The organism is Streptomyces sp. NPDC016640 (assembly GCF_043076215.1).
In the GTDB taxonomy this organism is placed as follows: Bacteria; Actinomycetota; Actinomycetes; order Streptomycetales; family Streptomycetaceae; genus Streptomyces.
Genome location: NZ_JBIBRG010000007.1, coordinates 151,273 through 177,677 on the forward strand (window position 1 = coordinate 151,273; position 26,405 = coordinate 177,677).

Genomic DNA, 26,405 nt, shown 5'->3' on the forward strand with positions numbered 1-26,405 from the left:
GCGTGCCGGAGTACCCCGAAACGGTTCAACCTCTTGACGGAAGGCGACCCGAACGGCTCAGCTTAGAGTTCACTAGTTGGACATGACCGGGGCCCCGCCGATGCGGCCCCGCGCGCAGGAGGTCGTCGTGGAGACTCCGGGATCGCAGTCGTCGCTGCACCGAGCCAACCTGGAGCGGGTGGTCCGAGCGGTACGTCTTGCCGGTTCCCTCACCCAGGCCGAGATCGCGAGGACGACCGGCCTGTCCGCGGCCACGGTCTCCAACATCGTCCGGGAACTGAAGGACGGCGGGACGGTCGAGGTCACCCCCACCTCGGCCGGCGGACGCCGGGCCCGCGCGGTCTCGCTGAGCGGGGACGCCGGCATCGTCATCGGCGTCGACTTCGGGCACACCCACCTGCGGGTCGCGGTCGGCAACCTCGCCCACCAGGTGCTCGCCGAGGAGTCCGAGCCTCTGGACGTGGACGCCTCCGCGCCGCAGGGCTTCGACCGGGCGGAACAGCTGGTCAGCCGACTGATCGAGGCGACCGGCGTGGACCGCGCCAAGATCGCCGGCGTGGGTCTCGGCGTGCCCGGGCCGATCGACGTGGAGTCGGGCACCCTGGGCTCGACCGCGATCCTGCCCGGCTGGACCGGCACCCAGCCCGCCGAGGAGCTGCGGGGGCGGCTCGGCGTGCCCGTGCACGTGGACAACGACGCCAATCTCGGTGCCCTCGGCGAGATGGTCTGGGGCAGTGGCCGGGGCGTGCGCGACCTGGCGTACATCAAGGTCGCCAGCGGTGTCGGCGCGGGTCTGGTGATCAGCGGGAGGATCTACCGCGGCCCCGGCGGCACCGCGGGAGAAATAGGGCATATTACACTCGATGAGTCCGGCCCGGTCTGCCGCTGCGGCAACCGCGGCTGCCTGGAGACCTTCACGGCCGCGCGCTACGTGCTCCCGCTCCTCCAGCCCAGCCACGGTACCGATCTGACGATGGAGGGCATCGTGCGGCTGGCGCGGGACGGGGACCCGGGCTGCCGTCGGGTGATCGCCGACGTCGGCCGCCACATCGGCAGTGGAGTCGCCAATCTCTGCAACCTGCTCAACCCGAGCCGGGTGGTCCTCGGCGGTGATCTCGCCGAGGCCGGTGAGCTGGTGCTCGGGCCGATCCGGGAGTCCGTCGGCCGCTATGCGATCCCCAGTGCGGCGCGCCAACTGTCCGTTCTCCCCGGGGCACTTGGGGGCCGTGCCGAGGTGCTCGGAGCGCTCGCGCTCGCGCTGAGCGAGATGGGCGATTCGACCCTTCTGGACGGCACCGCGACGGGGTCGCTCACAGCCGCGACCCCTGCCTTCACTTAGAGAACGGATGGCACCGTTGCCATCTCGTTAAGGATTTACTTCTTGACGTCGCACGTGCGGCCGAGTTGACTTCCAGCCACCTCGGCCGCAACGACGCGGCCTCGTCAGGGAGGTTTGTAGAAGTGAACACGCGTATGCGTCGTGCCGCCGTCGCCATTGCCGCGAGCGCGATGGCCGTCTCGCTCGCCGCTTGCGGCAGCGCCGCCGAGTCGGGCGACAAGAAGGACTCCGGCGACTCCGCCGCCAAGGGTGATGACATCAAGGTCGGTCTGCTGCTGCCGGAGAACCAGACCGCGCGGTACGAGAAGTTCGACAAGCCCTTGATCGAGAAGAAGGTCAAGGAGCTCACGAACAACAAGGGCGAGGTCGTCTACGCCAACGCCAAGCAGGACGCCAGCGTGCAGAACCAGCAGGTCGACACGATGGTGACCAACAAGGTCGACGTGCTCATCGTGGACGCGGTGGACTCCAAGGCCATCGCCGGCTCGGTGAAGAAGGCCAAGGACGCCGGCATCCCGGTCGTCGCCTACGACCGCCTCGCCGAGGGCCCGATCGACGCCTACACCTCGTTCGACAACGTGACCGTGGGCAAGACGCAGGGCGAGGCCCTGCTCGAGGCGCTGGGCGACAAGGCCAAGGACGGCCAGATCGTCATGATGAACGGCTCCTCCACCGACCCGAACGCCGCCCTGTTCAAGGAGGGCGCGCACTCCGTCCTCGACGGCAAGGTGAAGGTCGGCCGCGAGTACGACACCAAGGAGTGGAAGCCGGAGAACGCCAACTCCAACATGGAGGGCGCCATCTCCGCCCTCGGCAAGGACAAGATCGTCGGCGTCTACTCCGCCAACGACGGCATGGCGGGCGGCATCATCACCGCCCTGAAGGCCGCCGGCATCGACGACATCCCGGTCACCGGCCAGGACGCCGAGCTCGCGGGCGTGCAGCGCATCGTCACCGGTGAGCAGTACATGAGCGTCTACAAGCCCTACCCGCAGGAGGCGGACGTCGCCGCGGAGATGGCCGTCCTGCTCGCCCAGGGCAAGTCGCTGGACTCCCTCGCCAAGGACAAGGTCGACAGCCCGACCACCAAGGGTGTCCCCTCCGTCCTCGTCCCGGTCGTCTCGCTGACCCAGGAGAACATCAACGACACCGTGATCAAGGACGGCATCTACACCGTCCAGGAGATCTGCACGGGCAAGTACAAGGCCGCCTGCGACAAGATCGGCCTCAAGTAAGCAGTCCGCGCCTCCCGTGACCAGGGAGAGCCCGTGACCCGGGCTCCCCCACGGGACCGGCTGCCCCACGCTCCGCCGGCGCCCCGCACACACCAGCCCCGCAAGCTACGCGGGGCGCCGGACGGAACACCCCCCCGAAAACTTCTGCACAACCTCCCGCCGGGTCAGGCGGCGAAGGAGATGGTTCACGTGTCCGCTACGCCCGTGCTGGCGTTGCGCGGGGTCTCCAAGCGGTTCGGTGCCGTTCAGGCGCTCACCGACGTAGAGCTTGAGGTCCACGCCGGTGAGGTGGTCGCCCTGGTGGGCGACAACGGAGCCGGAAAGTCCACGCTGGTCAAGACGATCGCCGGCGTGCATCCCATCGATGAGGGATCCATCGAGTGGGACGGCAGGCCCGTCCAGATCAGCCGGCCGCACGACGCCCAGAACCTGGGCATCGCGACGGTCTACCAGGACCTCGCGCTGTGCGACAACATCGATGTCGTCGGCAACCTCTACCTGGGCCGGGAGCTGCGCAGGCGCGGCGTCCTGGACGAGGTGGAGATGGAGCGGCGCTCCCGCGAGCTCCTCGACACCCTCTCGATCCGCATCCCCAGCGTCCGGATCCCGATCGCCTCCCTCTCCGGAGGCCAGCGCCAGGTCGTGGCCATCGCCCGGTCCATGCTCGGCGAGCCCAAGCTGGTGATCCTGGACGAGCCCACCGCCGCCCTCGGCGTCGAGCAGACCGCGCAGGTCCTCGACCTGGTCGAGCGGCTGCGCGAGCGCGGCCACGCGGTCATCCTCATCAGCCACAACATGGCCGACGTGAAGGCCGTGGCGGACAAGGTCGCCGTCCTGCGCCTCGGGCGCAACAACGGCGTCTTCGAGGTCAAGTCGACCTCGCAGGAAGAGATCATCTCCGCCATCACGGGCGCCACGGACAACGCCGTGACCCGTCGTGCGGCGCGCACCAATGGGGAGATCAAGAAGTGAGCACCGAAAAGACCTCCACCCCCACCGAGGACCACACCGTGGGGAACCCCGAGGCGGCCGCCGCGGCGGTCACCGTGGTCGACCCCCGACTGCTGGTGCGCGAACAGGGCCTCGCGGGCTACCTCAACGAGTTCAAGCGGAAGATGAAGGCCGGTGACCTCGGCTCCATCCCTGTCGTGGTCGGCCTGCTGGTCATCTGGGCCATCTTCACCAGCCTGAACCCCAACTTCCTCACCGCCGGCAACTTCTCCGACATGTCCGTCGCCATGGTCGGCACGGGCATGATCGCCGTCGGTATCGTCTTCGTCCTGCTGCTCGGCGAGATCGACCTCTCGGTCGGCTCGGTCAGCGGTGTCGCGGGCGCCGCCTTCGCGGTCATGAACGTCACGAACGGGATGAACGAGGTGCTGGCCCTGGTGCTGGCGATCCTCACCGGCACGGTGGCCGGCGCCGTCCACGGCTTCATCTTCGCCCGCATCGGGGTCCCGGCCTTCGCCGTGACGCTGGCCGGACTGCTGTTCTGGCAGGGCTTCATGCTGCAGATCCTCGGCAGCAACGGCACCATCAACCTGGACTCCGAGGGCCTGGTCGTCAAGCTGACCAGCTACTACTTCACCGACGTGGCCGCCGCCTACGGCCTGGCCCTCGTCGCGACCGTGGGGTACTTCCTCGCCGCGTTCTTCGACAACCGCCGCCGCGAGGCCGTGGGTGTGCCGTCCCGGCCGCTGAACGAGATCATCGTGCGGACCGTACTGCTCGCGATCGTGGCCTTCGCCGTCGCGATCGTGTTCAACCAGTACAAGGGCCTGCCGCTGGCCGTGGTGATCTTCCTGGCGTTCCTGGTGCTCACGGACTTCGTGCTGCGCCGCACCGCCTACGGCCGCAAGGTCTTCGCGCTCGGCGGCAGCGTCGAGGCGTCCCGCCGCGCCGGCATCAACGTGGAGCTGGTCCGGATCTCGGTCTTCGCGATCGCCGGCACCTTCGCCGCGATCGGCGGTCTGTTCGTCGCCTCGAAGATCGCCTCCGCCAACCAGGGCGCGGGCACCGGTGAGTTCCTGATGAACGTCATCGCCGCGGCCGTCATCGGCGGTACGTCCCTCTTCGGCGGCCGCGGCCGCACGTGGGACGCGCTGCTCGGCGTGATGGTGATCATCTCGATCACCTACGGTCTGGCCCTGGAGGGCATCGCCTCGCCGGTGCAGTACATGATCACCGGCGGTGTGCTGCTGGCGACGGTCGTCATCGACGCCGTCACGCGCAAGACGCAGAAGACCGCGGGGCGCGCGTAGGACGTACGCCGCGGGTCGCCGTGGCCCGTCGCGCCCGCGCGGCGGAGCCGCGGCGGCCCGGCCCCGCGCCCCTGACGGCGTTGCTGTTGCCCGGTGCCTTCCTGGCGCCGGGCAACAGTCGTGTCGTGGGACGGGCCGATCGCGGGTACCGCCGGAACGGGTGACGCACGACGCACTGCCCCGGGACCGTTCGGCGCGGCGGAACATTAGACTCGACCCGCCCGGCAACAGCTCGAACGCTCTACTGCAAGGAGGCACGGGTGCCGCTGCTGACCCGCATCAGGGGACCGCGCGATCTGGACCGGCTCAGCCCGGAGGAGCTCGACCGGCTGGCCGGGGAGATCCGGACCTTCCTCGTCGACGCGGTCTCCAAGACCGGCGGCCACCTCGGCCCCAACCTCGGTGTGGTGGAGCTCACCATCGCCCTGCACCGGGTGTTCGAGTCGCCCAAGGACAAGGTCCTGTGGGACACCGGCCACCAGTCCTACGTGCACAAGCTGCTCACCGGCCGGCAGGACTTCGCCAGGCTGAAGATGAAGGGCGGCCTGTCCGGCTACCCCTCACAGGCCGAGTCCGAGCACGACGTCATCGAGAACAGCCACGCCTCCACCGTCCTCGGCTGGGCCGACGGCATCGCCAAGGCCAACCAGATCAGGAAACGCGACAGCCACGTCGTCGCGGTCATCGGTGACGGCGCCCTGACCGGCGGGATGGCCTGGGAGGCGCTGAACAACATCGCCGACGCCAAGGACCGCCCGCTCGTCATCGTCGTCAACGACAACGAGCGCTCCTACGCGCCCACCATCGGCGGCCTCGCCAACCACCTGGCGACCCTGCGCACCACCGACGGCTACGAGCGCTTCCTGGCCCGCACCAGGGACCTCCTGGAGCGCACCCCGGTCGTCGGCCGCCCCCTCTACGACACCCTGCACGGCGCCAAGAAGGGCCTGAAGGACTTCATCGCCCCGCAGGGCATGTTCGAGGACCTCGGCCTGAAGTACCTCGGCCCCATCGACGGCCACGACATCGAGGCCCTGGAGTCGGCCCTGACCCGCGCCAAGCGCTTCGGCGGCCCGGTGATCGTGCACTGCCTCACCGAGAAGGGCCGCGGCTACCAGCCCGCCCTCGCGGACGAGGCCGACCGCTTCCACGCCGTCGGCAAGATCCACCCCGACACGGGTCTGCCGATCGCCACCTCCGGCGCCGACTGGACCTCCGTCTTCGGCGAGGAGATGGTCAGGCTCGGCGAGGAGCGCGAGGACGTCGTCGCCATCACCGCCGCCATGCTCCAGCCGGTCGGCCTCGACAGGTTCGCCAAGCGCTTCCCCGACCGGGTCTACGACGTCGGCATCGCCGAGCAGCACGGCGCCGTCTCCGCGGCCGGCCTCGCCCACGCCGGCGTCCACCCCGTCTTCGCCGTGTACGCCACCTTCCTCAACCGCGCCTTCGACCAGGTGCTGATGGACGTGGCCCTGCACAAGTGCGGGGTGACCTTCGTCCTGGACCGGGCCGGCGTCACCGGCACCGACGGCGCCTCCCACAACGGCATGTGGGACATGTCGATCCTCCAGGTGGTCCCCGGGCTGCGGCTGGCCGCCCCGCGCGACGCCGACCAGGTCCGCGCCCAGCTGCGCGAGGCCGTCGCCGTCGAGGACGCCCCGACCGTGGTCCGCTTCTCCAAGGGCGCCGTCGGCCCGGCCGTGCCGGCCGTGGGCCGCGTCGGCGGCATGGACCTGCTGCGCGAGCCGGGCACGGACGCCCCCGACGTGCTGCTGGTCTCCGTGGGCGCGCTCGCCCCGATGTGCCTGGAGATCGCCGCCCTGCTCGACCGGCAGGGCATCTCCACCACCGTCGTCGACCCGCGCTGGGTCAAGCCCGTCGACGAGGCCATGGCCCCGCTCGCCGAGAAGCACCGCGTCGTCGTCACCGTCGAGGACAACTCCCGGGTCGGCGGTGTCGGCTCCACGATCGCCCAGGCCCTGCGCGACGCCGGTGTGGACATCCCGCTGCGCGACTTCGGCATCCCGCCGCGCTTCCTCGACCACGCCTCCCGTGCCGAGGTCATGGCGGAGATCGGGCTGACCGCCCCCGACATCGCCCGCCAGGTCACCGGACTGGTGGCCAAGCTGGACGGACGGTACGAGCGCTCCACGGCCGGCGTCGTCGACTCGGTGGAACCCGCCCGCGACTGACCGGCCGCCCACGCGTCGCCCGGACGGGCCGCCCGTGCCACTGTGAAGAGTGGCGCGGGCGGCCCGTTCGCGTGGCGGCGCCCGTGCCGGGGCATACGACCCGCGCCCCCTCTCGATCATGTCGAGGACGACAAGCGTGGGAGGTACCCGTGACAAGCCCCCTCTTCCGGACGAAGAAGGTCGAGCAGTCCATCCGCGACACCGAGGAACCCGAGCACGCGCTCAAGAAATCCCTGTCCGCGCTGGACCTGACCGTCTTCGGTGTCGGTGTCATCATCGGCACCGGCATCTTCGTGCTCACCGGTACGGTCGCCAAGAACAACGCCGGACCCGCCGTGGCGCTGTCCTTCACCGTGGCCGGTGTCGTCTGCGCGCTCGCCGCGATCTGCTACGCCGAGTTCGCCTCCACCGTCCCCGTGGCCGGCTCCGCGTACACGTTCTCGTACGCCTCCCTGGGGGAGCTGCCGGCCTGGATCATCGGCTGGGACCTGGTCCTGGAGTTCGCGCTCGGGACGGCGGTGGTGGCCGTCGGCTGGTCCGGCTACATCCACTCGCTGCTGGCCAACGCGGGCTGGGAACTGCCCGCCGCGCTCGGCACCCGGGACGGCGCCGAAGGCTTCGGCTTCGACATCCTCGCCGCGGTCCTGGTGCTGGTCCTCACCGGCATCCTCGTCCTCGGCATGAAGCTCTCCGCCCGGGTCACCTCGGTCGTCGTCGCCATCAAGGTGACCGTCGTCCTCGTCGTCATCATCGCCGGTGCCTTCTTCGTCAAGTCCGCCAACTACGACCCGTTCGTGCCGGACGCGAAGCCGGTGGAGGCGGGCAAGAGCCTCGACTCGCCCCTGATCCAGCTGATGTTCGGCTGGGCGCCGGCCAACTTCGGCGTGATGGGCGTCTTCACCGCCGCCTCGGTCGTCTTCTTCGCCTTCATCGGCTTCGACATCGTCGCCACGGCCGCCGAGGAGACCAGGAACCCGCAGCGGGACATGCCGCGCGGCATCCTCGGCTCCCTGTTCATCTGCACGGCGCTGTACGTCGCGGTGTCGATCGTCGTCACCGGCATGCAGAACTACCGGAACCTGGACGTGAACGCGCCGCTCGCCGAGGCGTTCAAGGACACCGGGCATCCCTGGTTCGCGGGCTTCATCAGCTTCGGCGCCGCCGTCGGCCTGACGACCGTCTGCATGATCCTGCTGCTCGGCCAGACCCGGGTGTTCTTCGCGATGAGCCGGGACGGGCTGCTGCCCCGCTTCTTCTCCCGGGTCCACCCCCGGTTCAAGACCCCGCACCGGCCGACCGTCCTGCTCGGCGTCGTGATCGCGGTCCTCGCCGGCTTCACGCCGCTGAACGAGCTCGCCGCGCTGGTGAACATCGGCACGCTGTTCGCCTTCGTGATCGTCGCGATCAGCGTGATCATCCTCCGCAGGACCCGCCCCGACCTGCACCGGGCCTTCCGCACCCCCTGGGTGCCCTTCCTGCCGATCGTGTCGGTCGCCGCATCCCTGTGGCTGATGCTGAACCTGCCGGCCGAGACCTGGGTCCGCTTCGGCATCTGGATGGCGATCGGCATCGTCGTGTACTTCCTCTACAGCCGCGGCCACAGCCGCCTGTCCCGCGACCGGGAAGAGGCTCCCGTCCCGCCGGGCCGCTGACGGTCCCGCCCGGGACCGCCGGCGGCTGCGGGCTCAGCGGCGTACCGCACGCGGTCCCGTGACGTCCGCGCCCAGCGCGGTCACCCGCCGGCGCAGTTCGCGGTCCGCGGTGACGACCAGGACGGGGCGGTCGCCGGCCCCGGCCACCAGGGCGACCAGGTGGTCGTCGCCGCTGCCCGGGGCCGCGGCGACCCGCACGCCCGGGACCGGGGCCACCCCGCGGGCCGCCCCCTCCACCACCATGACGATCTCCACCGGCCCCGGGTGGCCGGGCAGGCCCTCCGCGGCCAGCCGGTCGCGCAGCCGCTCCGCGGCGCCCCGCCGGTCCCGCCACCACCCGTCGGGCACCGACCCGACGACGTTCGCGGCGTCGACGATCACGAGCGGGGCGGCGCTGTCGTTCATGCGCCCAGGGTCCCACGCGGCGGCCTGCGCGTCCGGCGTCCCGGCGGCCGGCCGGTGTCCCCCGTCACCGCGGCCGGTCCCGGTCCGGTCCCCGCCGTGTGCTGCGCCACCGGGGGCCACGGCCGGCCGCACGGTGCCCGCTCCCCGGGCGCGGCAGCCGGTCCGAGGGCTCGCGCCGGTCCGGCGACGAGGGCCCCCGCACGGCGCGGAGGCCCTCGTCGCCGGGGTACGGCCGTTACGCCGGAACCGAAGCCACCCCGGGCTCCAGGAACCGCTTGCCGTTCACCCGCTCGGAGACGCCCTCGCGGTCCAGGTACGGCGTGATGCCGCCCAGGTGGAACGGCCAGCCGGCGCCCGTGATCAGGCACAGGTCGATGTCCTGGGCCTCGGCGACGACGCCCTCGTCGAGCATGAGCCCGATCTCCCGCGCCACCGCGTCCAGCACCCGCGCCCGCACCTGCTCCTCGGTGAGGACGGTGTCGCCCTGCTTCAGCAGCGCGGCGACCTCCGGGTCCAGCTCGGGCCTGGCGGGGTTCTCGGCGGAGTAGACGTAGAAGCCGCGCTTGCCCGCCTCGACGACCGCCTTGAGGTTCGGGGAGACCGTGAAGCGGTCCGGGAAGGCCCGGTTGAGCGTCTCGGAGACGTGCAGGCCGATCGCGGGACCGACCAGCTCCAGCAGCACCAGCGGCGACATCGGCAGGCCCAGCGGCTCGACCGCCCTCTCGGCGACCTCGACCGGGGTGCCCTCGTCGATGACGTTCTGGATCTCGCCCATGAAGCGGGTCAGGATGCGGTTCACGACGAACGCCGGGGCGTCCTTCACCAGCACCGCGGTCTTCTTCAGCTTCTTGGCCACACCGAACGCCGTGGCCAGCGAGGCGTCGTCGGTGCGCTCGCCGCGGACGATCTCGAGCAGCGGCAGCACGGCGACCGGGTTGAAGAAGTGGAAGCCGACGACCCGCTCGGGGTGCTTCAGCTTCGACGCCATCTCCGACACGGACAGTGAGGAGGTGTTGGTGGCGAGGACCGCGTGCGCCGGGGCGACCGCCTCGACCTCCGCGAACACCTGCTGCTTGACGCCCATCTCCTCGAAGACCGCTTCGATGACGAAGTCGGCGTCGGCGAAGCCCTCGGCCTTGTCCAGGACGCCGGTCACCAGCGCCTTGAGGCGGTTGGCCTTGTCCTGGTTGATGCGGCCCTTGCCGAGCAGCTTGTCGATCTCGGCGTGGACGTAGCCCACGCCCTTGTCGATGCGCTCCTGGTCGATGTCGGTCAGCACGACCGGCACCTCCAGGCGGCGCAGGAACAGCAGCGCGAGCTGGGAGGCCATCAGACCGGCGCCGACGACACCGACCTTGGTGACCGGGCGGGCCAGGTTCTTGTCCGGGGCGCCGGCCGGGCGCTTGCCGCGCTTCTGCACCAGGTTGAACGCGTAGATGCCGGAGCGCAGTTCGCCGCCCATGATGAGGTCGGCCAGCGCCCTGTCCTCGGCGTCGAAGCCCTGCTGGAGGTCGCCGTCCTTCGCGGCGGCGATGATGTCCAGCGCGCGGTAGGCGGCCGGGGCCGCGCCGTGCACCTTGGAGTCGGCGACGGAGCGGCCCTTGGCGACGGCCTCGTCCCAGGCCTCGCCGCGGTCGATCACCGGGCGCTCGACGACGAGCTCGCCCTTGAGGACGGCCGCCGTCCAGATCAGCGACTGCTCCAGGAAGTCCGCGCCCTCGAAGATCGCGTCGGCGATGCCGAGTTCGTGGACCTGCGCGCCCTTGAGCTGCTTGTTCTGGTTGAGGCTGTTCTCGATGACGACCGAGACGGCCTTCTCGGCGCCGATCAGGTTCGGCAGCAGGGTGCAGCCGCCCCAGCCGGGGACCAGGCCGAGGAACACCTCGGGGAGCGAGAACGCCGGGATGGCCGCGGACACCGTGCGGTAGGCGCAGTGCAGGCCGATCTCGACGCCGCCGCCCATGGCGGCGCCGTTGTAGTAGGCGAACGTCGGCACGGCGAGCTGCGACAGCCGCTTGAAGACGTCGTGGCCGCCCTTGCCGATGGCGAGCGCGTCCTCGTGCTTCGTCAGCAGCTCGACGCCCTTGAGGTCGGCGCCGACGGCGAAGATGAACGGCTTGCCGGTGACGCCGACGCCGACGATCGCGCCGTCCGCGGCCTCCTTCTCGACCCGGTCGATCGCGGCGTCGATGTTCGCCAGCGACTGCGGGCCCAGCGTGGTCGGCTTGGTGTGGTCCAGACCGTTGTCCAGGGTGATCAGGGCGAACCGGCCGGCCCCCAGGGGAAGGTCGAAGTGGCGTACGTGCGCCCGGGTGACGACCTCGCCCGGGAACAGCTCGGCCGCACCCTTCAACAGCTCTGCGGTGGTGCTCACTTGCTGCCTCCGGCGTTCTCGAAGTGCGGGTTCTCCCAGACGACCGTCGCGCCCATGCCGAAGCCGACGCACATGGTGGTCAGGCCGTAGCGGACGTGCGGCTGCTCCTCGAACTGGCGGGCCAGCTGCGTCATCAGGCGGACGCCGGAGGAGGCCAGCGGGTGGCCGAAGGCGATGGCGCCGCCGTACTGGTTGACGCGCTCGTCGTCGTCGGCGATGCCGTAGTGGTCCAGGAAGGCCAGGACCTGGACGGCGAAGGCCTCGTTGATCTCGAACAGACCGATGTCGGAGATGGACAGGCCCGCCTGGGCGAGCGCCTTCTCCGTGGCCGGGATCGGGCCGTAGCCCATGACCTCGGGCTCCACACCGGCGAAGGAGTAGGAGACCAGGCGCATCTTGACCGGCAGCCCGTTCTCGCGGGCGAAGTCCTCGGAAGCGATGACCGAGGCGGTGGCGCCGTCGTTCAGACCGGCCGCGTTGCCGGCGGTGACCCGGCCGTGCACGCGGAACGGCGTCTTGAGGTTCGCCAGGTTCTCCAGGGTCGTGCCCGGACGCATCGGCTCGTCGGCGGTGACCAGGCCCCAGCCGGTCTCACCGGCCTCTTCGTCGGTGCGGCGCACCGAGACCGGCACCAGGTCGGCCTGGATCCTGCCGTTGGCGTACGCCTTGGCGGCCTTCTCCTGGGAGCGCACCGCGTACTCGTCCGCGCGCAGCTTGGTGATCCCCGGGTAGCGGTCGTGCAGGTTCTCCGCGGTCATGCCCATGAAGAGGGCCGACTCGTCGACCAGCTTCTCGGAGACGAAGCGCGGGTTGGGGTCCACGCCCTCGCCCATCGGGTGGCGGCCCATGTGCTCGACACCGCCCGCGATGGCGACGTCGTACGCCCCGAAGGCTACGGAGCCGGCCACCGTGGTGACGGCGGTCAGCGCGCCGGCGCACATGCGGTCGATGGAGTAGCCGGGAACCGAGGTGGGCAGGCCCGCGAGGATGCCGGCCGTGCGGCCGATGGTCAGGCCCTGGTCGCCGATCTGCGTGGTCGCGGCGATGGCGACCTCGTCGATCTTCTTGGGGTCGAGACCGGGGTTGCGGCGCAGCAGCTCCCGGATCGCCTTCACGACGAGGTCGTCGGCACGGGTCTCGTGGTAGATGCCCTTCGGACCCGCCTTGCCGAACGGGGTGCGGACGCCGTCGACGAAGACGACGTCCCTGACGGTACGAGGCACGATGGCTCTCCTCCAGGGTGCGGGATGCTGAGCGCTTGCTTACGGGCCATGCTACTTGTGGGTAACGTGACTGCACAGTCCCGCTGCCTGGAGCGGCGAACATCACACGTCCGGCCCTGTGCGGCGAGGGGTTTCCGCCCCCGCCGCCCCTCCCCGCTCCCGTCCCCGGGGCGGCGCCCCCAGGCCCTCGCTTCGGCCCTGAACGGGCCCTCGTCCCGAAACGCCGGACGGGCCGATTCCAGTCCCTCCGGCGTTCGAGGAGCGGGGTCCGGGGCGGAGCCCCGGGTCGGGACGGGAAGGGGCGGCGGAGGCGATCACGGTGGGGCCGTGGAGCCCCGCGGGGTCAGGAGCGGGGTCGGCACCGGGTGGGACCCCGGGCCCTCGCCGGTGATCACCCCGAACAGCGTCCGGGCCACCTCCGCCCCGAACCCGTGCACGTCGTGGCTCATCGCGGAGAGCGTCGGACGGGTCAGCCGGCACAGCTGGGAGTCGTCCCACGCCAGCAGGGACACGTCGTCCGGAACCCGCAGCCCCATCTCGGCGGCCACCGAGAGACCGGCCACCGCCATGATGTCGTTGTCGTACACGATCGCGGTCGGCCGCTCCGCCGGCGCGGCCGCGAGCAGCGAGCGGGTCGCCCGCGCGCCCGCGTCCCCGGAGAAGTCGGTGGCCACCTGCCACGCCCGGGCGGCCGGCTCCAGCGCCCGGACCGCCCCGTCGAACGCGGTCGTGCGGATGGAGGTGTGCCCGAGCGCCGCCGCGCCCCCCACCCGGGCGATCCGCCGGTGCCCGAGCGCCGCCAGATACCGCACGGCCTCGGTCACGGCCGTGGCGTCGTCCGTCCACACGGAGGTCAGCCCGCCCGTCAGCGACGGGTGCCCGACGGCCACCACCGGCAGCCCGAGCCGTCCGGCCACCGCCGGACGGGGATCGTCGGCGCGGAAGTCCACGAGGATCGACCCGCCGATCTGCCGCCCCCGCCACCACGACTCCATCAGCCCGACCTCCTCGTCCGGGCTGCGCACCAGCCGCAGCAGCAGCGAGCAGGACCGCTCCACCAGCACGCTCTCCACCCCGGAGATGAACTCCATGTAGAAGGGCTCCAGGCCGAGCAGCCGGGCGGGCCGGCACACCGCGAGCCCCACCACGTCCACCCGCGAGCCGGCCAGGGTCCGCGCGGTCGGGCTCGGCGCCCAGCCCAGCTCCCGCGCCGCCCGGAAGATCCGCTCCCGGGTCGCCTCCGACAGGCCCGGCTTCCGGTTGAAGGCGAGGGACACGGCACCCTTGGACACACCGGCACGGGCGGCGACGTCCTTGATGGTGACGCGAGGGGGCGGCGTTGCCGTCATCGGGTGGGCTCCACGCAGTACAGGGCGGAACGGGCGCTTTCCGGGTCCGGAGTCTTCCAGCCCCGCACCCCGATGGTCACCTCCTCGCCGGGAAGCAGTGTCACCAGCCCCCGGTCGGCCACCGCCCCGGGGTCCAGCCGGTCGGCCTGGAGCAGCAGGTCGCGCACCAGCGTGCGGGCCGTCACCGTGATCCCGCCCGGCGCGAGCGCGACGTCGAACTCCGGCCGGGGGTAGGGGATCTCCCGGTCCGGCACGGGGAAGTGCAGTGCCCTCAGGCCTCCCCCGCCGCCGGCTCCGCCCGGGCGGGGGGACTCCCACGCGTCGGCGACGAGGAACTCCCCGGGGCCCGCCGGCACCAGTTCCCCGGGGACCGGTATCCCGGCGACGGTCCGCCCCCCGGCGGCCAGTGCCGGGCTCGCCTCGGCGATCACCGTGCCCTCGACGGACATCCGGCGCAGCCGCAGCGTGCCGTGCCACTCCCCGGCGGCCTGGTTGACCGCCGCCAGCAGCAGACCGTCACCGTGCGCGCGCACGGTCAGCAGCCGGTCCGCGTACAGCCGCCGCAGTTCGTGGTAGAGCGGCTTCTCCCGTCCGTCCCCGTCGATCGCGGCCCAGGAGGTCACCGGCCAGCAGTCGTTGAGCTGCCACACCACCGTGCCCGCGCACACCGGCCAGTGCGAGCGCCAGTGCTCGATCCCGGCGGCGACCGCCCGCGCCTGGTTGACCTGCGTCAGATAGTGCCAGCGGTCGAAGTCCCCCTCCGGCAGGGTGAAACGGCGGGCCAGCCCGCGCCTCAGCTTGCCGTTGCCGTCGTCCGCCTTCTGGTGGTGCAGCATGCCGGGGGAGTCCGGCGCGAGCTCCTCCCCGGGCAGCGCCCGCCGCAGCGTGGCGTACGCGGGCGGCGCCTGCCAGCCGAACTCGGCCACGAAACGGGGGACGCTCAGCCGGTAGTCGGCGTAGTCGGTGCGGTTCCACACCTCCCAGGAGTGATGCGTGCCGTGCGCCGGATCGTTCGGGTGGTGCCGCCAGGACCCGGACCAGGGACTGCCCGCCGTGTACGGCCGCGTCGGGTCCGACTCGGCCACCACACGCGGCAGTACGCCCAGGTAGTAGCCCTCGCCCCAGGAGTCCCCGGCCAGTCCCTGCTCCCAGCCCCAGTCCCGGAAGCCCCACAGGTTCTCGTTGTTGCCGTTCCACAGCGCCAGCGAGGGGTGCGGCATCAGCCGTACGACGTTCTCCCGGGCCTCCGCCTCCACCTCCCCGCGCAGCGGCTGCTCCTCGGGGTAGGCCGCGCAGGCGAACGGGAAGTCCTGCCAGACCAGCAGCCCCAACTCGTCGCAGGCGTCGTAGAAGTCCTCGCTCTCGTAGATCCCGCCGCCCCAGACGCGGACCAGGTCCACGCCCGCTCCGGCCGCCTGCTCCAGCCGCCGCCGGTACCGCTCCCGGGTGATCCGGGACGGGAAGACGTCGTCCGGGATCCAGTTGACGCCCCGCGCGAACAGCCGCTCGCCGTTGACCACCAGGGTGAAGCCGGTGCCGTGCGCGTCGGCCGAGGTGTCCAGCTCCAGCGTCCGGAACCCGACCCGGCGCCGCCAGGCGTCCAGCGGGTCCCCGCCGTGCAGCAGTGTCAACTCGACGTCGTACAGCGGTTGTCCGCCGTACCCCCGGGGCCACCACAGCGCGACGTCCGGCACCTCGAGGCGTACGGTCCCGTGCGTGCCGTCGATCTGCGCGCGGGAGCGTACGCCGCCGACGGCCGCCTCGACGGCGAGCGGCGCCTCGACCCGGGAGCGCTCCACGTCGACGGCCAGCTCGACCCGGCCCACGCCGTCCTCCACGGTGACCAGCGGGCGCACCCGGGCGATCCGGGCCGTCGACCAGTGCTCCAGCCGCACCGGCCGCCAGATCCCGGCCGTCACCAGGGTCGGTCCCCAGTCCCAGCCGAACGAGCAGGCCATCTTGCGCAGGTACTGGTAGGGCTCGGCGTAGGCGCCGGGCCGCTCGCCCAGCGTGCCGCGCACCGCCTCCGCCTCGGCGTAGGCGGAGGCGAACCGCACCGTGAGCCGGCCACTCAGCCCGGTCACGTCGAAACGGTACGAGCGGTGCATGTTCCGCACCCGGCCCAGCGACCGCCCGTCGAGCAGGATCTCGGCGACGGTGTCGAGCCCGTCGAAGACGAGGTCCGTCTGCTCGTGCGCGGTGGACGCGGCCGTCAGATCCCTCTCGTACGTCCAGTCCCGCCGGCCCACCCAGGCCACCTCCGCCTCGTTCCGGCCGAGGAACGGATCGGGGATCAGCCCGGCCGCCAGCAGATCGGTGTGCACGCACCCCGGCACCGAGGCGGGGAGCGCGTCCCCCGTGCCGTCCGGGTGTCGCAGGATCCATCCGTCGGCGAGTGGTGTGACCTGACGCATGCACACTCCCTAAACCGGTTCACCCATACCTGGGCAGCCTTTTGGCATCGTTGGCGCAATAGAGACTTTACCGGTTCAGTGAGGTGCTGCCAGAGTGCCGAACCAGCCAACCCACTCGTGCTCGTCCGCCCCGTGAACGGAGCTGGTGCACATGAACCGACGCAAGGCACTCGCCGGATCGATCGCCGTCCTCGCCCTCCTGGCCCCGGCCTGCACGGGCACGGGAGGCTCCTCGAAGGGCGCCGACGCGAAGGCGCCCGACGACCCGTCCGAGGCCAAGGGGACCATCACGGTCCTCACCCACCGGACCGACCTGGTGCAGGACGGGACGATGAAGAAGTACGCCGCCGAGTTCAACAGGACCCACCCCGGCGTGAAGGTCGAGTTCGACGCCCTCACCGACTACGAGGGCGAGGTCAAGATCCGTATGAACACGGAGAACTACGGCGACGTCCTGATGATCCCCGCGGTGATCGAGAAGAAGGACTACCCGAAGTTCTTCGCCTCCCTGGGCGGCGAGGCGGAACGCGCCGCCAGGTACCGCTTCACCGACTACTCCACCGTCGACGGCAAGGTGTACGGACAGAGCTCCCTCGGCGTCGTCCCCGGCTTCGTCTACAACAAGAGGGTGTGGAGCGAGGCCGGCGTCACCGACTGGCCCGCCACCCCCGCCGCCTTCCTCACCGACCTGAAGGCGATCAGGTCGAGGACCGACGCGGTGCCGTACTACACCAACTTCAAGGACATGTGGCCGCTGACCCAGTGGACCAACGTCAACGGCTCCGTCGGCTGCGACACGAACGCCACCACGCGGCTCGCCGAGGGCGACCCCTGGGCGGAGGGCGCCGACCTGCGCGTGGCCGACACCCTCCTCCACGACATCGTGCGCGGCGGCCTCGCGGAGAAGGACCCGACCACCACCAACTGGGAGGCCTCCAAGCCGAGGCTGGCCAAGGGTGAGATCGCCACCATGTGGCTCGGCTCCTGGGCCGTCGTCCAGATGCGGGACGCCGCCGAGCAGGCCGGCACCGACCCCGCCGACATCGGCTTCATGCCCTTCCCCGCGCAGAAGGACGGCGCCTTCTGCGCGGTGACCTCCCCGGACTACCAGCAGGCCGTCAACGTCAACTCCGACGACAAGGAAGCCGCCCGCGCCTGGATCGACTGGTTCACCGACAAGTCCGGTTACGCGGAGGCCAACCTCGCCCTGTCCCCGCTGAAGGACGCGCCGCTGCCCGACGTGCTGAAGCCGTACGAGGAGCGGGGCGTGAGGCTGATCGACCTCGACGACACCAAGGGCGCCGAGGTGAAGACCATCGACAACCGGTCCGAGGTCGGCATCTACAAGCCCGACTACCGCCAGGAACTCGTCGACCTGGCCCGCGGCGCACGCGAGGGCGGCCTCGAGGACTTCCTGGGCGACCTCGGCGAGCGGTGGGCCGAGGCGCGCGCGTCCCTGGGGTCCTGATGGCGGACACCACCCGCAGGGCGGCGCGGCCGGTTCCCCCGGCCGCGCCCGCCGGGCCGAAGCGCGCGGCGCCCGCCCCGCGCCGCACCCGGTTCTCGCGCCGCATCACTCCCTGGCTGTTCCTGATCGCCCCGCTGGCCCTGCTCCTGACCTTCACCTACGCGCCGATCGCCAACATGGTGGCGTACAGCTTCACCGACTGGGACGGCGTCAGTCCGGAGCTGAACTACACGGGCACCGAGAACTACACCGAACTGCTCACCCGCCCCGAGCTGTTCGAGGTGTTCCTCGTCAGCGGCTACTACCTCGCCGCCTCCGCGGTGCAGATCGTCGTCGCCCTCTACTTCGCCACGGTCCTCAGCTTCGACGTCCGCTTCCGGAACTTCTTCAAGGGCGTGCTGTTCTTCCCGTACCTCATCAACGGGGTGGCGATCGGCTTCGTCTTCCTCTACTTCTTCCAGGACGGCGGCACCCTCGACTCCGTACTGGGCCTGCTCGGCGCCGGGACCGACCACGCCTGGCTGGGCACGCCGTTCTCCGCGAACACCTCGCTCGCCGGCGTCTCCGTCTGGCGTCACACGGGCCTGAACTTCGTGCTCTTCCTCGGCGCCATCCAGTCCATCCCGGGCGAGCTGTACGAGGCGGCCGAGATCGACGGCGCGAGCCGCCGGCAGCAGTTCCGGCACATCATCGCGCCCGGCATCAGACCCGTGCTGAGCCTGAGCGTCGTCCTGTCCGTCTCCGGCTCGCTGTCGGTCTTCGAGATCCCGTACATCATGACCGGCGGCGCCACCGGCACCGAGACCTTCGTGATCCAGACGGTGAAGCTGGCCTTCCAGTTCAACAAGACGGGGCTCGCCTCGGCCGCCGCCGTCGTGCTGCTGCTGATCGTCCTGGCGGTCACCTGGGTGCAGCGGCGCATCGTCCCCGACGAGAAGGTGGACCTCGTATGACCCGCCGTACCGTGGCCCGCACCTTCGTGTACCTGTCGCTGACCGTCGCGACGCTGGTCGTGCTGCTGCCGCTCGCCGTGGTCTTCCTGACCTCGCTGAAGTCCTCGAAGGAGATGGCGAACGGCAGCGGGGCGCTGGCGCTTCCCGACGACCCGCTGAACCTCGACAACTACGTGACCGCGTTCCGGGACGGCCAGATGCTGTCCGCCTTCGGCAACACGGCGATCATCCTCGTCGTCGCCGTCGGCGGCACGATCCTCATCGGCTCGATGACGGCGTACGCCATCGACCGCTTCCACTTCCGCTTCCGGAAGCTGGTCGTGGCGCTGTTCCTGATCGCCGCGCTGGTCCCCGGGGTGACCACCCAGGTGGCGACCTTCCAGATCGTCAACGGCTTCGGCATGTTCGACAGCCTGTGGGCGCCGATCGCGCTCTACATGGGCACCGACATCGTGTCGGTCTACATCTTCCTGCAGTTCATCCGGTCCATCCCCGTCTCCCTGGACGAGGCGGCCCGACTGGACGGCGCGGGTGCCTTCGCCGTCTACCGCAAGGTGATCCTCCCGCTGCTCAAGCCGGCGATCGCGACGGTGGTCATCGTGAAGGGGATCACCGTCTACAACGACTTCTACATCCCCTTCCTCTACCTGCCCTCCGAGGATCTTGGCGTGATCTCGACGTCCCTGTTCCGCTTCAAGGGCCCCTTCGGAGCGCACTGGGAGACGATCTCGGCGGGCGCGATCCTCGTCATCCTGCCCACCCTGATCGTCTTCCTCTTCCTCCAGCGCTTCATCTACAACGGCTTCATGAGGGGAGCGACGAAGTAGGGGGGGTGCGACCGTCCTACGCCGGCGAGGCGGAGAGTGCCGCGACCAGAACCGGCGTGACCTGCTCGATCTGCCAGGCCCGGGCCCCGAACCCGGCCAGCGCCTCCGCCACGGAGTCCGCGCCGACCGCCTTCGGCGGCTCCCAGCAGACCCTGCGCACGGTGTCCGGGGTGATCAGGTTCTCCTGCGGCATGTTCAGCCGCTCGGCCAGCGCACTCACGCCCGCCCGGGCCGCGGACAGCCGCGCCGCGGCCTCCGGGTCCTTGTCGGCCCAGGCGCGCGGCGGCGGGGGACCGGTCACCGGCTGCCCGGGCTGCGGCAGCTCGGACTCGCCCAGTGCCTTCGCCCGGTCGACGGCGGCCTGCCACTGCTCCAGCTGGCGCCGGCTCACCCGCTGCCCGAACCCGTTCAGCGCGGCCAGGGCGTGGAGGCCGGCCGGCAGGGCGAGCGCGGCCTCCACGATGGCCGCGTCCGAGAGCACCTTGCCGGGGGAGACGTCGCGGCGCCGGGCGATCCGGTCGCGGGTCTCCCACAGCTCCCGTACGACGGCCATCTGCCGGCGCCGGCGGACCTTGTGCATGCCGGAGGTGCGCCGCCAGGGGTCCTTGCGGGGCTCCGGCGGGGGCGCCGAGGCGATCGCCTCGAACTCCTGCCGGGCCCACTCCAGCTTGCCCTGGCGGTCCAGCTCCTTCTCCAGCGCGTCCCTCAGGTCGACCAGGAGCTCGACGTCCAGGGCGGCGTAGCGCAGCCACGGCTCGGGCAGCGGACGGGTGGACCAGTCGACGGCGGAGTGGCCCTTCTCCAGTACGAAGCCGAGCACGTTCTCGACCATCGCGCCGAGGCCGACCCGGGGGAACCCGGCCAGGCGTCCGGCGAGCTCGGTGTCGAACAGCAGGCCGGGCACCATGCCTATCTCGCGCAGGCACGGCAGGTCCTGGGTGGCGGCGTGCAGCACCCACTCGGCGCCGGACAGGGCCTCGCCCAGGCCGGACAGGTCGGGGCAGGCGACGGGGTCGATCAGCGCGGTGCCCGCGCCCTCGCGGCGCAGCTGGACGAGGTAGGCGCGCTGGCCGTAGCGGTAGCCGGAGGCGCGCTCGGCGTCCACGGCGACGGGGCCGGTGCCCGCGGCGAAGGCGGCGACCACCTCGGCGAGGGCGGCCTCGTCCGCGATCACGGGCGGAATGCCCTCGCGGGGTTCGAGCAACGGGATCGGCGCCTCCGAAGCAGAAGATCCGTCGTCGTCCGGAGGGGCGCCTCCGGTGGTTCGCAGGGAACTGTCTGCTGCGGTGTCGTGGGCGTCGGTCACCTGTCAAGGGTATCCGTGCCACGAAGGCGCCCGTCGACGGAACGTTCCGTCGACGGGCGCCGGTAGGTCGTATTCCGGTCAGGGGGGTGAAAGGACGGGTTCGCGTGCCCGTGGTGGGAACCGTACGGGCGGCGGGGGTCGGGGCGGGAGGGGGAGATCAGTGGATGATGCCCGTGCGCAGGGCCACCGCCACCATCCCGGCGCGGTCGCCCGTGCCGAGCTTGCGGGCGATGCGGGCGAGGTGGCTCTTGACGGTCAGTGCGGACAGGCCCATGGAGACGCCGATCGCCTTGTTCGACTGGCCCTCCGCCACCAGTCGCAGCACCTCCACCTCGCGGCCGGACAGCTCGCGGTAGCCGCCCGGGTGGCTCGGAGCACCCGGGGGGCGGCGGTGCAGGCGCGCGGCGGCGCCGATGGGGGCGGCACCGGGACGGGTGGGGAGCCCGAGGTTGGTGCGGGTGCCGGTGACGACGTAGCCCTTCACTCCGCCGGCCAGCGCGTTGCGGACGGCGCCGATGTCGTCGGCCGCGGAGAGGGCGAGGCCGTTGGGCCAGCCCGCGGCGCGGGTCTCCGACAGGAGGGCGAGGCCGGAACCGTCCGGCAGGTGGACTTCGGCGACGCAGATGTCTCGGGGGTTGCCGACGCGGGGACGAGCCTCCGCGACGGACGAGGCCTCGATCACGTCGCGCACACCGAGCGCCCACAGGTGGCGGGTGACGGTGGAACGGACGCGGGGGTCGGCCACGACCACCATGGCGGTCGGCTTGTTCGGGCGGTAGGCGACCAGGCTTGCGGGCTGCTCGAGGAGAACGGACACCAGGCCTCCTGGGGTGCGGGACGGGGCCGGCTCGTGGGGGGTGAAGCCAGGACGAACCGTGCTTTCAAGGTCACAGTCGTCTTCGGCACCAAACCTGGAGTCCTTTAGGAAGTGATCACGATCTGGTGAGTAACAATCCGTACAATTCGGACGCACGGTCGATCACTCGAAGATCGAACGGTTTCGGTATGCGTCGCAACACTTCCGGAAGTGGCCGTATCGACAAAGAGATCGGCATCGATGACTGCCGGGGGCACGGAGCGGGAGGCTCAGCGGGACTGCGGACCCCTGCGCTGCGGCAGCGACACCACCGACGCGTCCCCGGGGGCGGCCGGCGGCAGCCCGGCGACCTGCGCCAGCAGGTCGCACCACGCGACCAGATGGGCGGCCGTGTCCGGCACCCCGCCCATGCCCTCCCGCGGGGTCCAGGAGGCGCGGATCTCGATCTGCGAGGCGGCGGGCCGCGCGGACAGTCCGCCGAAGTAGTGCGAACTCGCCCGCGTCACCGTGCCGCTCGGCTCCCCGTACGTCAGTCCCCGCGCCGCGAGCGCACCGGTCAGCCAGGACCAGCACACGTCCGGCAGCAGCGGATCCGCCGCCATCTCCGGCTCCAGCTCCGCGCGCACCAGCGTCACCAGCCGGAACGTCCCCCGCCAGGCGTCGTGTCCGGCCGGGTCGTACAGCAGCACCAGCCGGCCGTCGGCCAGCTCCTGCTCGCCGTCGACGACCGCCGCCTCCAGCGCGTACGCGTACGGGGCCAGCCGCTTGGGCGCGGGAGCGGGGTCCACCTCGATCTGCGGCCGCAGCCGCGCGCTCCGCAGCGCCTCGACGGCGGTCCGGAAGGGCGGCGGTGGCGCGCCCCCGTGCCCGGTGTCCCCCGTGGTCCCCTTCGGTTCGTCCATATCGCCAGCGCCGTCCGACAGTCGTCCCTGAGCCGCAGCCATGCGGGGAAGATTAAGCGGAATGCGCCCCCCGCGCAGGGAGGGACACCCGCGCCGCCCCGCGCTGTCCGGATCCTGACGAGAGGGCGGGCCCGCGCCGGGTGCCCTGGGGTCCGGGGGCGGCGACGGGGCGTGCGAGACTTGCCGGTGTGAGTGCCAACGCAAGCCCGACGGGCCACACCCCGACAGCCGCCTCCGACCTCGTCAAGGACGACGCGGTCAGGGATTCAGCCTTCCTGAGGGCGTGCAGGCGCGAACCCGTGCCGCACACCCCGGTGTGGTTCATGCGGCAGGCCGGGCGTTCCCTGCCGGAGTACCGCAAGGTGCGCGAGGGCGTCGGGATGCTCGAGTCCTGCATGCGCCCCGAGCTGGTCACCGAGATCACGCTCCAGCCGGTGCGCCGCCACCACGTGGACGCGGCGATCTACTTCAGCGACATCGTCGTCCCGCTCAAGGCCATCGGCGTCGACCTCGACATCAGGCCCGGCGTCGGCCCGGTCGTCGAGGAGCCGGTCCGCACCCGCGCCGACCTCGCCCGGCTGCGCGACCTGACCCCCGAGGACGTCTCCTACGTCACCGAGGCGATCGGGATGCTGACCCGCGAACTCGGCTCCACCCCGCTGATCGGCTTCGCGGGCGCCCCGTTCACCCTGGCGAGCTATCTCGTCGAGGGCGGCCCGTCCCGTACGTACGAGAACGCCAAGGCGATGATGTACGGCGACCCCGAACTCTGGGCCGACCTGCTCGACCGCCTCGCCGACATCACGGCCGCGTTCCTCAAGGTGCAGATCGAGGCCGGCGCCTCCGCCGTCCAGCTCTTCGACTCCTGGGCCGGCGCGCTCGCCCCGGCCGACTACCGGCGCTCCGTGCTGCCCGCCTCGGCGAAGGTGTTCGACGCGGTGGCCGGCTACGGCGTCCCGCGCATCCACTTCGGCGTCGGGACCGGTGAACTCCTGGGCCCGATGGGCGAGGCCGGTGCGGACGTCGTCGGCGTCGACTGGCGCGTCCCGCTGGACGAGGCCGTCCGCCGCGTCGGTCCCGGCAAGGCGCTCCAGGGCAACCTCGACCCCACCGTGCTGTTCGCCGGCCGCGAGGCCGTCGAGGCCAAGGCGGGCGAGGTCCTGGACGCGGCGGCCGGTCTGGAGGGCCACATCTTCAACCTCGGTCACGGCGTCATGCCGTCCACCGACCCGGACGCCCTGACCGGCCTGGTGGACTACGTCCACACACGGACCGCGCGCTGATCCACGGGGCGCGCCCCGGGCACGGCCGGGGTGCTCACCCCGCGTCACGAACCCGGCGTTCCCGGCCGGACGGGCGGACGCGCCGCTTCCCGTCAGCGCCCGCGCGCCCCGGGATCCGCACCTGCCGGGACCGCGTCAGGACCGCCCTGCCCGCGCCGAGGCCAACAGGTCCGCGGTGACGGCGGGATGCGGATGGGGGAACGCGTGGGCTCCCGGCACCCGCACGGCGCGGCCGGACCGTGCCCGGCGCGTCAGGCGGTCGGCCCAGTCCGGCGGGCACAGCGCGTCGTCCTCTCCCGACACGACCGTGACCGGGCAGGTCACCGCCGGCAGGACGTCCTCGGGCGCGTCCGCCTGGGCGGATCGGATGCAGTTCAGGAGCCGCCGGGGGCCGGCCTTCAGGTACGAGGGCAGCACGACCGGCACGACGGCCGGGTCGTCACGGACAGCCGTGCGGGCGAACGCGCCGAGCAGCGGCCGCAACCGTCGCAGGTGGGGCGGGAACGTGGGGGCCAGCAGGACGAGGGCCCGGACCCGCCCGGGCACGCGCACGGCCGCGTGCAGTGCCGCCTGGGCACCGGTGGAGTGACCGGCGAGGACCACCGGTTCCGGCGGGACCTTGGCCAGCCACCGCGCCACCGTGTCCGCGAGCGCACCGAGCGTCTCCGGGCAGACCGGCCCCGAGGGACCACCGAACCCCGGAACGTCCAGCAGACGTGCCGGCCCCGACCGTGCGCAGTGCTCCAGGGTCCGCAGGAGATACCCGGGCGCTCCCAGGCCCGGCACCAGGACCACGGGAGCGTGCGGCTCGTCCAGGCGCGGCGTTCCCAGGCTGCGTACCGTTGCCCGTCCGACGCGGTCATGGCTGACGTACAGGGGGGACACCCGGCGCTGCGGCATGACGGGCGGGTACCCGCCCGCGCCGGACCCATGATCCGCGGAGAGGCCTCGCGGGCGCGGCCGACCGGGCGGGGCCGCTCCGCCGGCAACGGCGCGTCGGGCTGGCGGCCGGGAGCGGGCCCGCTCGGCGTCCCCTGCGGGTGCCTCCCGGACACCGGCGCCGCCGGGTGTCCTCCCGTGGCGTCCGCGGCTTCCGCGGGGGACCTCACCGCGCGGCCGGCCCGATCGCCCGCGCACGGGAGGGCCGTCCGCGTCGTGGCGGAGTCCCGGGGGATCCGCCGCGTGTCCCTCCCGGCCCTTCGGGCACTCGGCCGACATCAGGGACAAACGAGGAGAAGGCATGCAACTGTCATTTTTGGGGCCGTTGTTCGAGCGCCCCGGCCCGTGGGCCACCGTGTACTTCGATTCGGCTCGGAACGACGAGTCGGGGGCCAAGCGGCGCGAGTTGTCCGTACGGCAGGCCTGCCGGACGCTGCAGCAGGAGGGTGCGGACGCGGCGACCGTCCAGGCGGTGCACGACGCCCTGACGGACATCGGCCCCGCGGAGGACCCGGCGGGCCGAGTGGTCTTCGCCGCGGGGGGAGAGGTGGTGCTCAGCCACCGCCTCTCCCGGCCGCCGCGGCGTCAGGTCGCCTGCTGGGCTCCGCTGCCGCGGCTGACGCCCCTGCTGGAGCTGTCCGGCCAGGACCCCGCCTGCCTCGTGGCGTACATCGACCGGACCGGCGCCGACTTCGAGCTGCGCGGGGTGACCGGCCCGCAGGACGCCGGACACGTCGAGGGGCGGCAGCAGCCGGTTCGCCGTACGGCCTCGGCCGACTGGTCCGAGCGGCACTTCCAGCTCAAGGTCGAGAACACCTGGGAGCACAACGCCGGCGAGATCGCCCAGGCACTGTGCTCCACCTACGAGGAGTGCGGTGCCGACCTGGTCGTCCTCGTCGGAGACCCCCGCGAACGGCCCGCCGTGCACGAAAGGCTCCCCGAGGAGGTCCGCAAGGTCACGGTGGAGACCGAACACGGCGGCCGGGCCACCGGCTCGTCCTCCGTCCCTCTGGAGGAGGCCATAGAACGGGCGCGGCGGCAGTACACGCGCCGTCGCGTCGAGGAGGTACTCGACCGCTTCCGCGCCGGACGAGTCGGCACCGACAGGCCGACCGACGCGGTCGAGGGCGTCCCGGCCCTGGTCGAGGCCGCCCGCGAGCACCGCATCGACACGCTGCTCATCCGGCCCGACGGGCCGGAACTGGGTCGTGAGGCATGGGTGGGTGCCGAACCCGATCAGCTGGCGACACGCCGGACCGACGCACGGATCCTCGGTGAGAGCGACCCGGTCTCCGCACGCGCCGACGACGCGCTGCTGCGGTCGGCCGCCGTCACGGCCGCCGACGTACTGATCGTCCCGCCGTCGGACGAGGACGGCCCCGACGTCCCGGCAGGCGGCCTCGGCGCCCTGCTGCGCTGGTCGTACGAACCGAATCCGGTCTGACGGGACGCGCGGGAGGAGAGGG

Annotated in this window: 20 protein-coding genes; 11 read left to right on the plus strand and 9 right to left on the minus strand. The window is 71.8% G+C overall.

The annotated features are described in order from the left end of the window. Positions 1 to 127 precede the first annotated feature (127 nt). From ACF07S_RS16565 to ACF07S_RS16590, 6 genes are all read left to right on the plus strand, one after another. Positions 128 to 1,339, plus strand: a complete 1,212-nt coding sequence (locus ACF07S_RS16565) for an ROK family protein (RefSeq protein ID WP_391965005.1) — start codon at positions 128 to 130, stop codon at positions 1,337 to 1,339. A gap of 134 nt (positions 1,340 to 1,473) precedes the next feature. Beyond that, positions 1,474 to 2,574, plus strand: coding sequence for a sugar ABC transporter substrate-binding protein (locus tag ACF07S_RS16570; RefSeq protein WP_391965006.1), 1,101 nt, complete (start codon positions 1,474 to 1,476; stop codon positions 2,572 to 2,574). Positions 2,575 to 2,754: 180 nt separating this feature from the next. After that, positions 2,755 to 3,546, plus strand: coding sequence for an ATP-binding cassette domain-containing protein (locus ACF07S_RS16575; protein ID WP_391964806.1), 792 nt, complete (start codon positions 2,755 to 2,757; stop codon positions 3,544 to 3,546). Then, positions 3,543 to 4,835, plus strand: coding sequence for a sugar ABC transporter permease (locus tag ACF07S_RS16580; protein WP_391964807.1), 1,293 nt, complete (start codon positions 3,543 to 3,545; stop codon positions 4,833 to 4,835). Before ACF07S_RS16575 ends, ACF07S_RS16580 begins: the two co-directional genes overlap by 4 nt. A gap of 260 nt (positions 4,836 to 5,095) precedes the next feature. After that, positions 5,096 to 7,027 (plus strand): 1-deoxy-D-xylulose-5-phosphate synthase, encoded by a 1,932-nt coding sequence (gene dxs / locus ACF07S_RS16585; protein ID WP_391974448.1) that lies wholly within the window; start codon positions 5,096 to 5,098, stop codon positions 7,025 to 7,027. A gap of 149 nt (positions 7,028 to 7,176) precedes the next feature. Next, complete coding sequence (locus ACF07S_RS16590; protein ID WP_391964809.1) at positions 7,177 to 8,679, plus strand: amino acid permease; 1,503 nt, start codon at positions 7,177 to 7,179, stop codon at positions 8,677 to 8,679. Between the two features lie 33 nt (positions 8,680 to 8,712). Here the strand turns inward: ACF07S_RS16590 and ACF07S_RS16595 are convergent, their stop codons facing one another. From ACF07S_RS16595 to ACF07S_RS16615, 5 genes are all read right to left on the minus strand, one after another. Next, entirely contained in the window at positions 8,713 to 9,084 is a 372-nt protein-coding gene (locus ACF07S_RS16595; protein ID WP_391964810.1) for an NTP pyrophosphohydrolase, read from the minus strand. Positions 9,085 to 9,319: 235 nt separating this feature from the next. Then, positions 9,320 to 11,458: a 3-hydroxyacyl-CoA dehydrogenase NAD-binding domain-containing protein gene (locus ACF07S_RS16600; protein WP_391974449.1), complete on the minus strand. Its 2,139-nt coding sequence runs from the start codon at positions 11,456 to 11,458 to the stop codon at positions 9,320 to 9,322. After that, positions 11,455 to 12,681, minus strand: coding sequence for a thiolase family protein (locus tag ACF07S_RS16605; protein ID WP_391964812.1), 1,227 nt, complete (start codon positions 12,679 to 12,681; stop codon positions 11,455 to 11,457). Before ACF07S_RS16605 ends, ACF07S_RS16600 begins: the two co-directional genes overlap by 4 nt. Before the next feature lie 314 nt (positions 12,682 to 12,995). Then, positions 12,996 to 14,030, minus strand: coding sequence for a LacI family DNA-binding transcriptional regulator (locus ACF07S_RS16610; protein WP_391974450.1), 1,035 nt, complete (start codon positions 14,028 to 14,030; stop codon positions 12,996 to 12,998). Continuing rightward, complete coding sequence (locus ACF07S_RS16615) at positions 14,027 to 16,444, minus strand: glycoside hydrolase family 2 protein (RefSeq protein ID WP_391974451.1); 2,418 nt, start codon at positions 16,442 to 16,444, stop codon at positions 14,027 to 14,029. Before ACF07S_RS16615 ends, ACF07S_RS16610 begins: the two co-directional genes overlap by 4 nt. 151 nt (positions 16,445 to 16,595) lie before the next feature. On the opposite strand from ACF07S_RS16615, the gene ACF07S_RS16620 reads away from it, so the two are divergent. From ACF07S_RS16620 to ACF07S_RS16630, 3 genes are read left to right on the plus strand one after another with little or no spacing between them, the layout of a single operon-like run. Beyond that, the gene (locus ACF07S_RS16620) at positions 16,596 to 17,912 is read left to right on the plus strand and encodes an ABC transporter substrate-binding protein (protein WP_391974452.1); all 1,317 of its coding nucleotides are present in this window, start codon (positions 16,596 to 16,598) and stop codon (positions 17,910 to 17,912) included. Next, entirely contained in the window at positions 17,912 to 18,865 is a 954-nt protein-coding gene (locus tag ACF07S_RS16625) for a carbohydrate ABC transporter permease (protein ID WP_391974453.1), read from the plus strand. The genes ACF07S_RS16620 and ACF07S_RS16625 overlap by 1 nt, the downstream gene beginning before the upstream one ends. After that, positions 18,862 to 19,692, plus strand: coding sequence for a carbohydrate ABC transporter permease (locus ACF07S_RS16630; RefSeq protein ID WP_391974454.1), 831 nt, complete (start codon positions 18,862 to 18,864; stop codon positions 19,690 to 19,692). Before ACF07S_RS16625 ends, ACF07S_RS16630 begins: the two co-directional genes overlap by 4 nt. A gap of 16 nt (positions 19,693 to 19,708) precedes the next feature. On the opposite strand, the gene ACF07S_RS16635 is transcribed toward ACF07S_RS16630, so the two are convergent. From ACF07S_RS16635 to ACF07S_RS16645, 3 genes are all read right to left on the minus strand, one after another. After that, positions 19,709 to 20,998, minus strand: coding sequence for an HRDC domain-containing protein (locus tag ACF07S_RS16635; RefSeq protein ID WP_391974455.1), 1,290 nt, complete (start codon positions 20,996 to 20,998; stop codon positions 19,709 to 19,711). A gap of 157 nt (positions 20,999 to 21,155) precedes the next feature. Then, positions 21,156 to 21,815 (minus strand): LuxR C-terminal-related transcriptional regulator, encoded by a 660-nt coding sequence (locus tag ACF07S_RS16640; protein ID WP_391964819.1) that lies wholly within the window; start codon positions 21,813 to 21,815, stop codon positions 21,156 to 21,158. 269 nt (positions 21,816 to 22,084) lie between these two features. Then, complete coding sequence (locus ACF07S_RS16645) at positions 22,085 to 22,717, minus strand: DUF3000 domain-containing protein (protein WP_391964820.1); 633 nt, start codon at positions 22,715 to 22,717, stop codon at positions 22,085 to 22,087. A 188-nt stretch (positions 22,718 to 22,905) separates the two neighbouring features. On the opposite strand from ACF07S_RS16645, the gene hemE reads away from it, so the two are divergent. Next, the gene (hemE, locus tag ACF07S_RS16650) at positions 22,906 to 24,000 is read left to right on the plus strand and encodes a uroporphyrinogen decarboxylase (protein ID WP_391964821.1); all 1,095 of its coding nucleotides are present in this window, start codon (positions 22,906 to 22,908) and stop codon (positions 23,998 to 24,000) included. A 135-nt stretch (positions 24,001 to 24,135) separates the two neighbouring features. On the opposite strand, the gene ACF07S_RS16655 is transcribed toward hemE, so the two are convergent. Further along, positions 24,136 to 24,900 carry an alpha/beta fold hydrolase gene (locus ACF07S_RS16655; RefSeq protein ID WP_391974456.1) on the minus strand — a complete coding sequence of 255 codons (765 nt, stop codon included), beginning with the start codon at positions 24,898 to 24,900 and terminating at the stop codon, positions 24,136 to 24,138. Positions 24,901 to 25,240: 340 nt separating this feature from the next. Between ACF07S_RS16655 and ACF07S_RS16660 the strand changes: the two genes are divergently transcribed. Further along, positions 25,241 to 26,383, plus strand: a complete 1,143-nt coding sequence (locus tag ACF07S_RS16660; protein ID WP_391974457.1) for a Vms1/Ankzf1 family peptidyl-tRNA hydrolase — start codon at positions 25,241 to 25,243, stop codon at positions 26,381 to 26,383. The last annotated feature ends 22 nt before the right edge of the window (positions 26,384 to 26,405 follow it).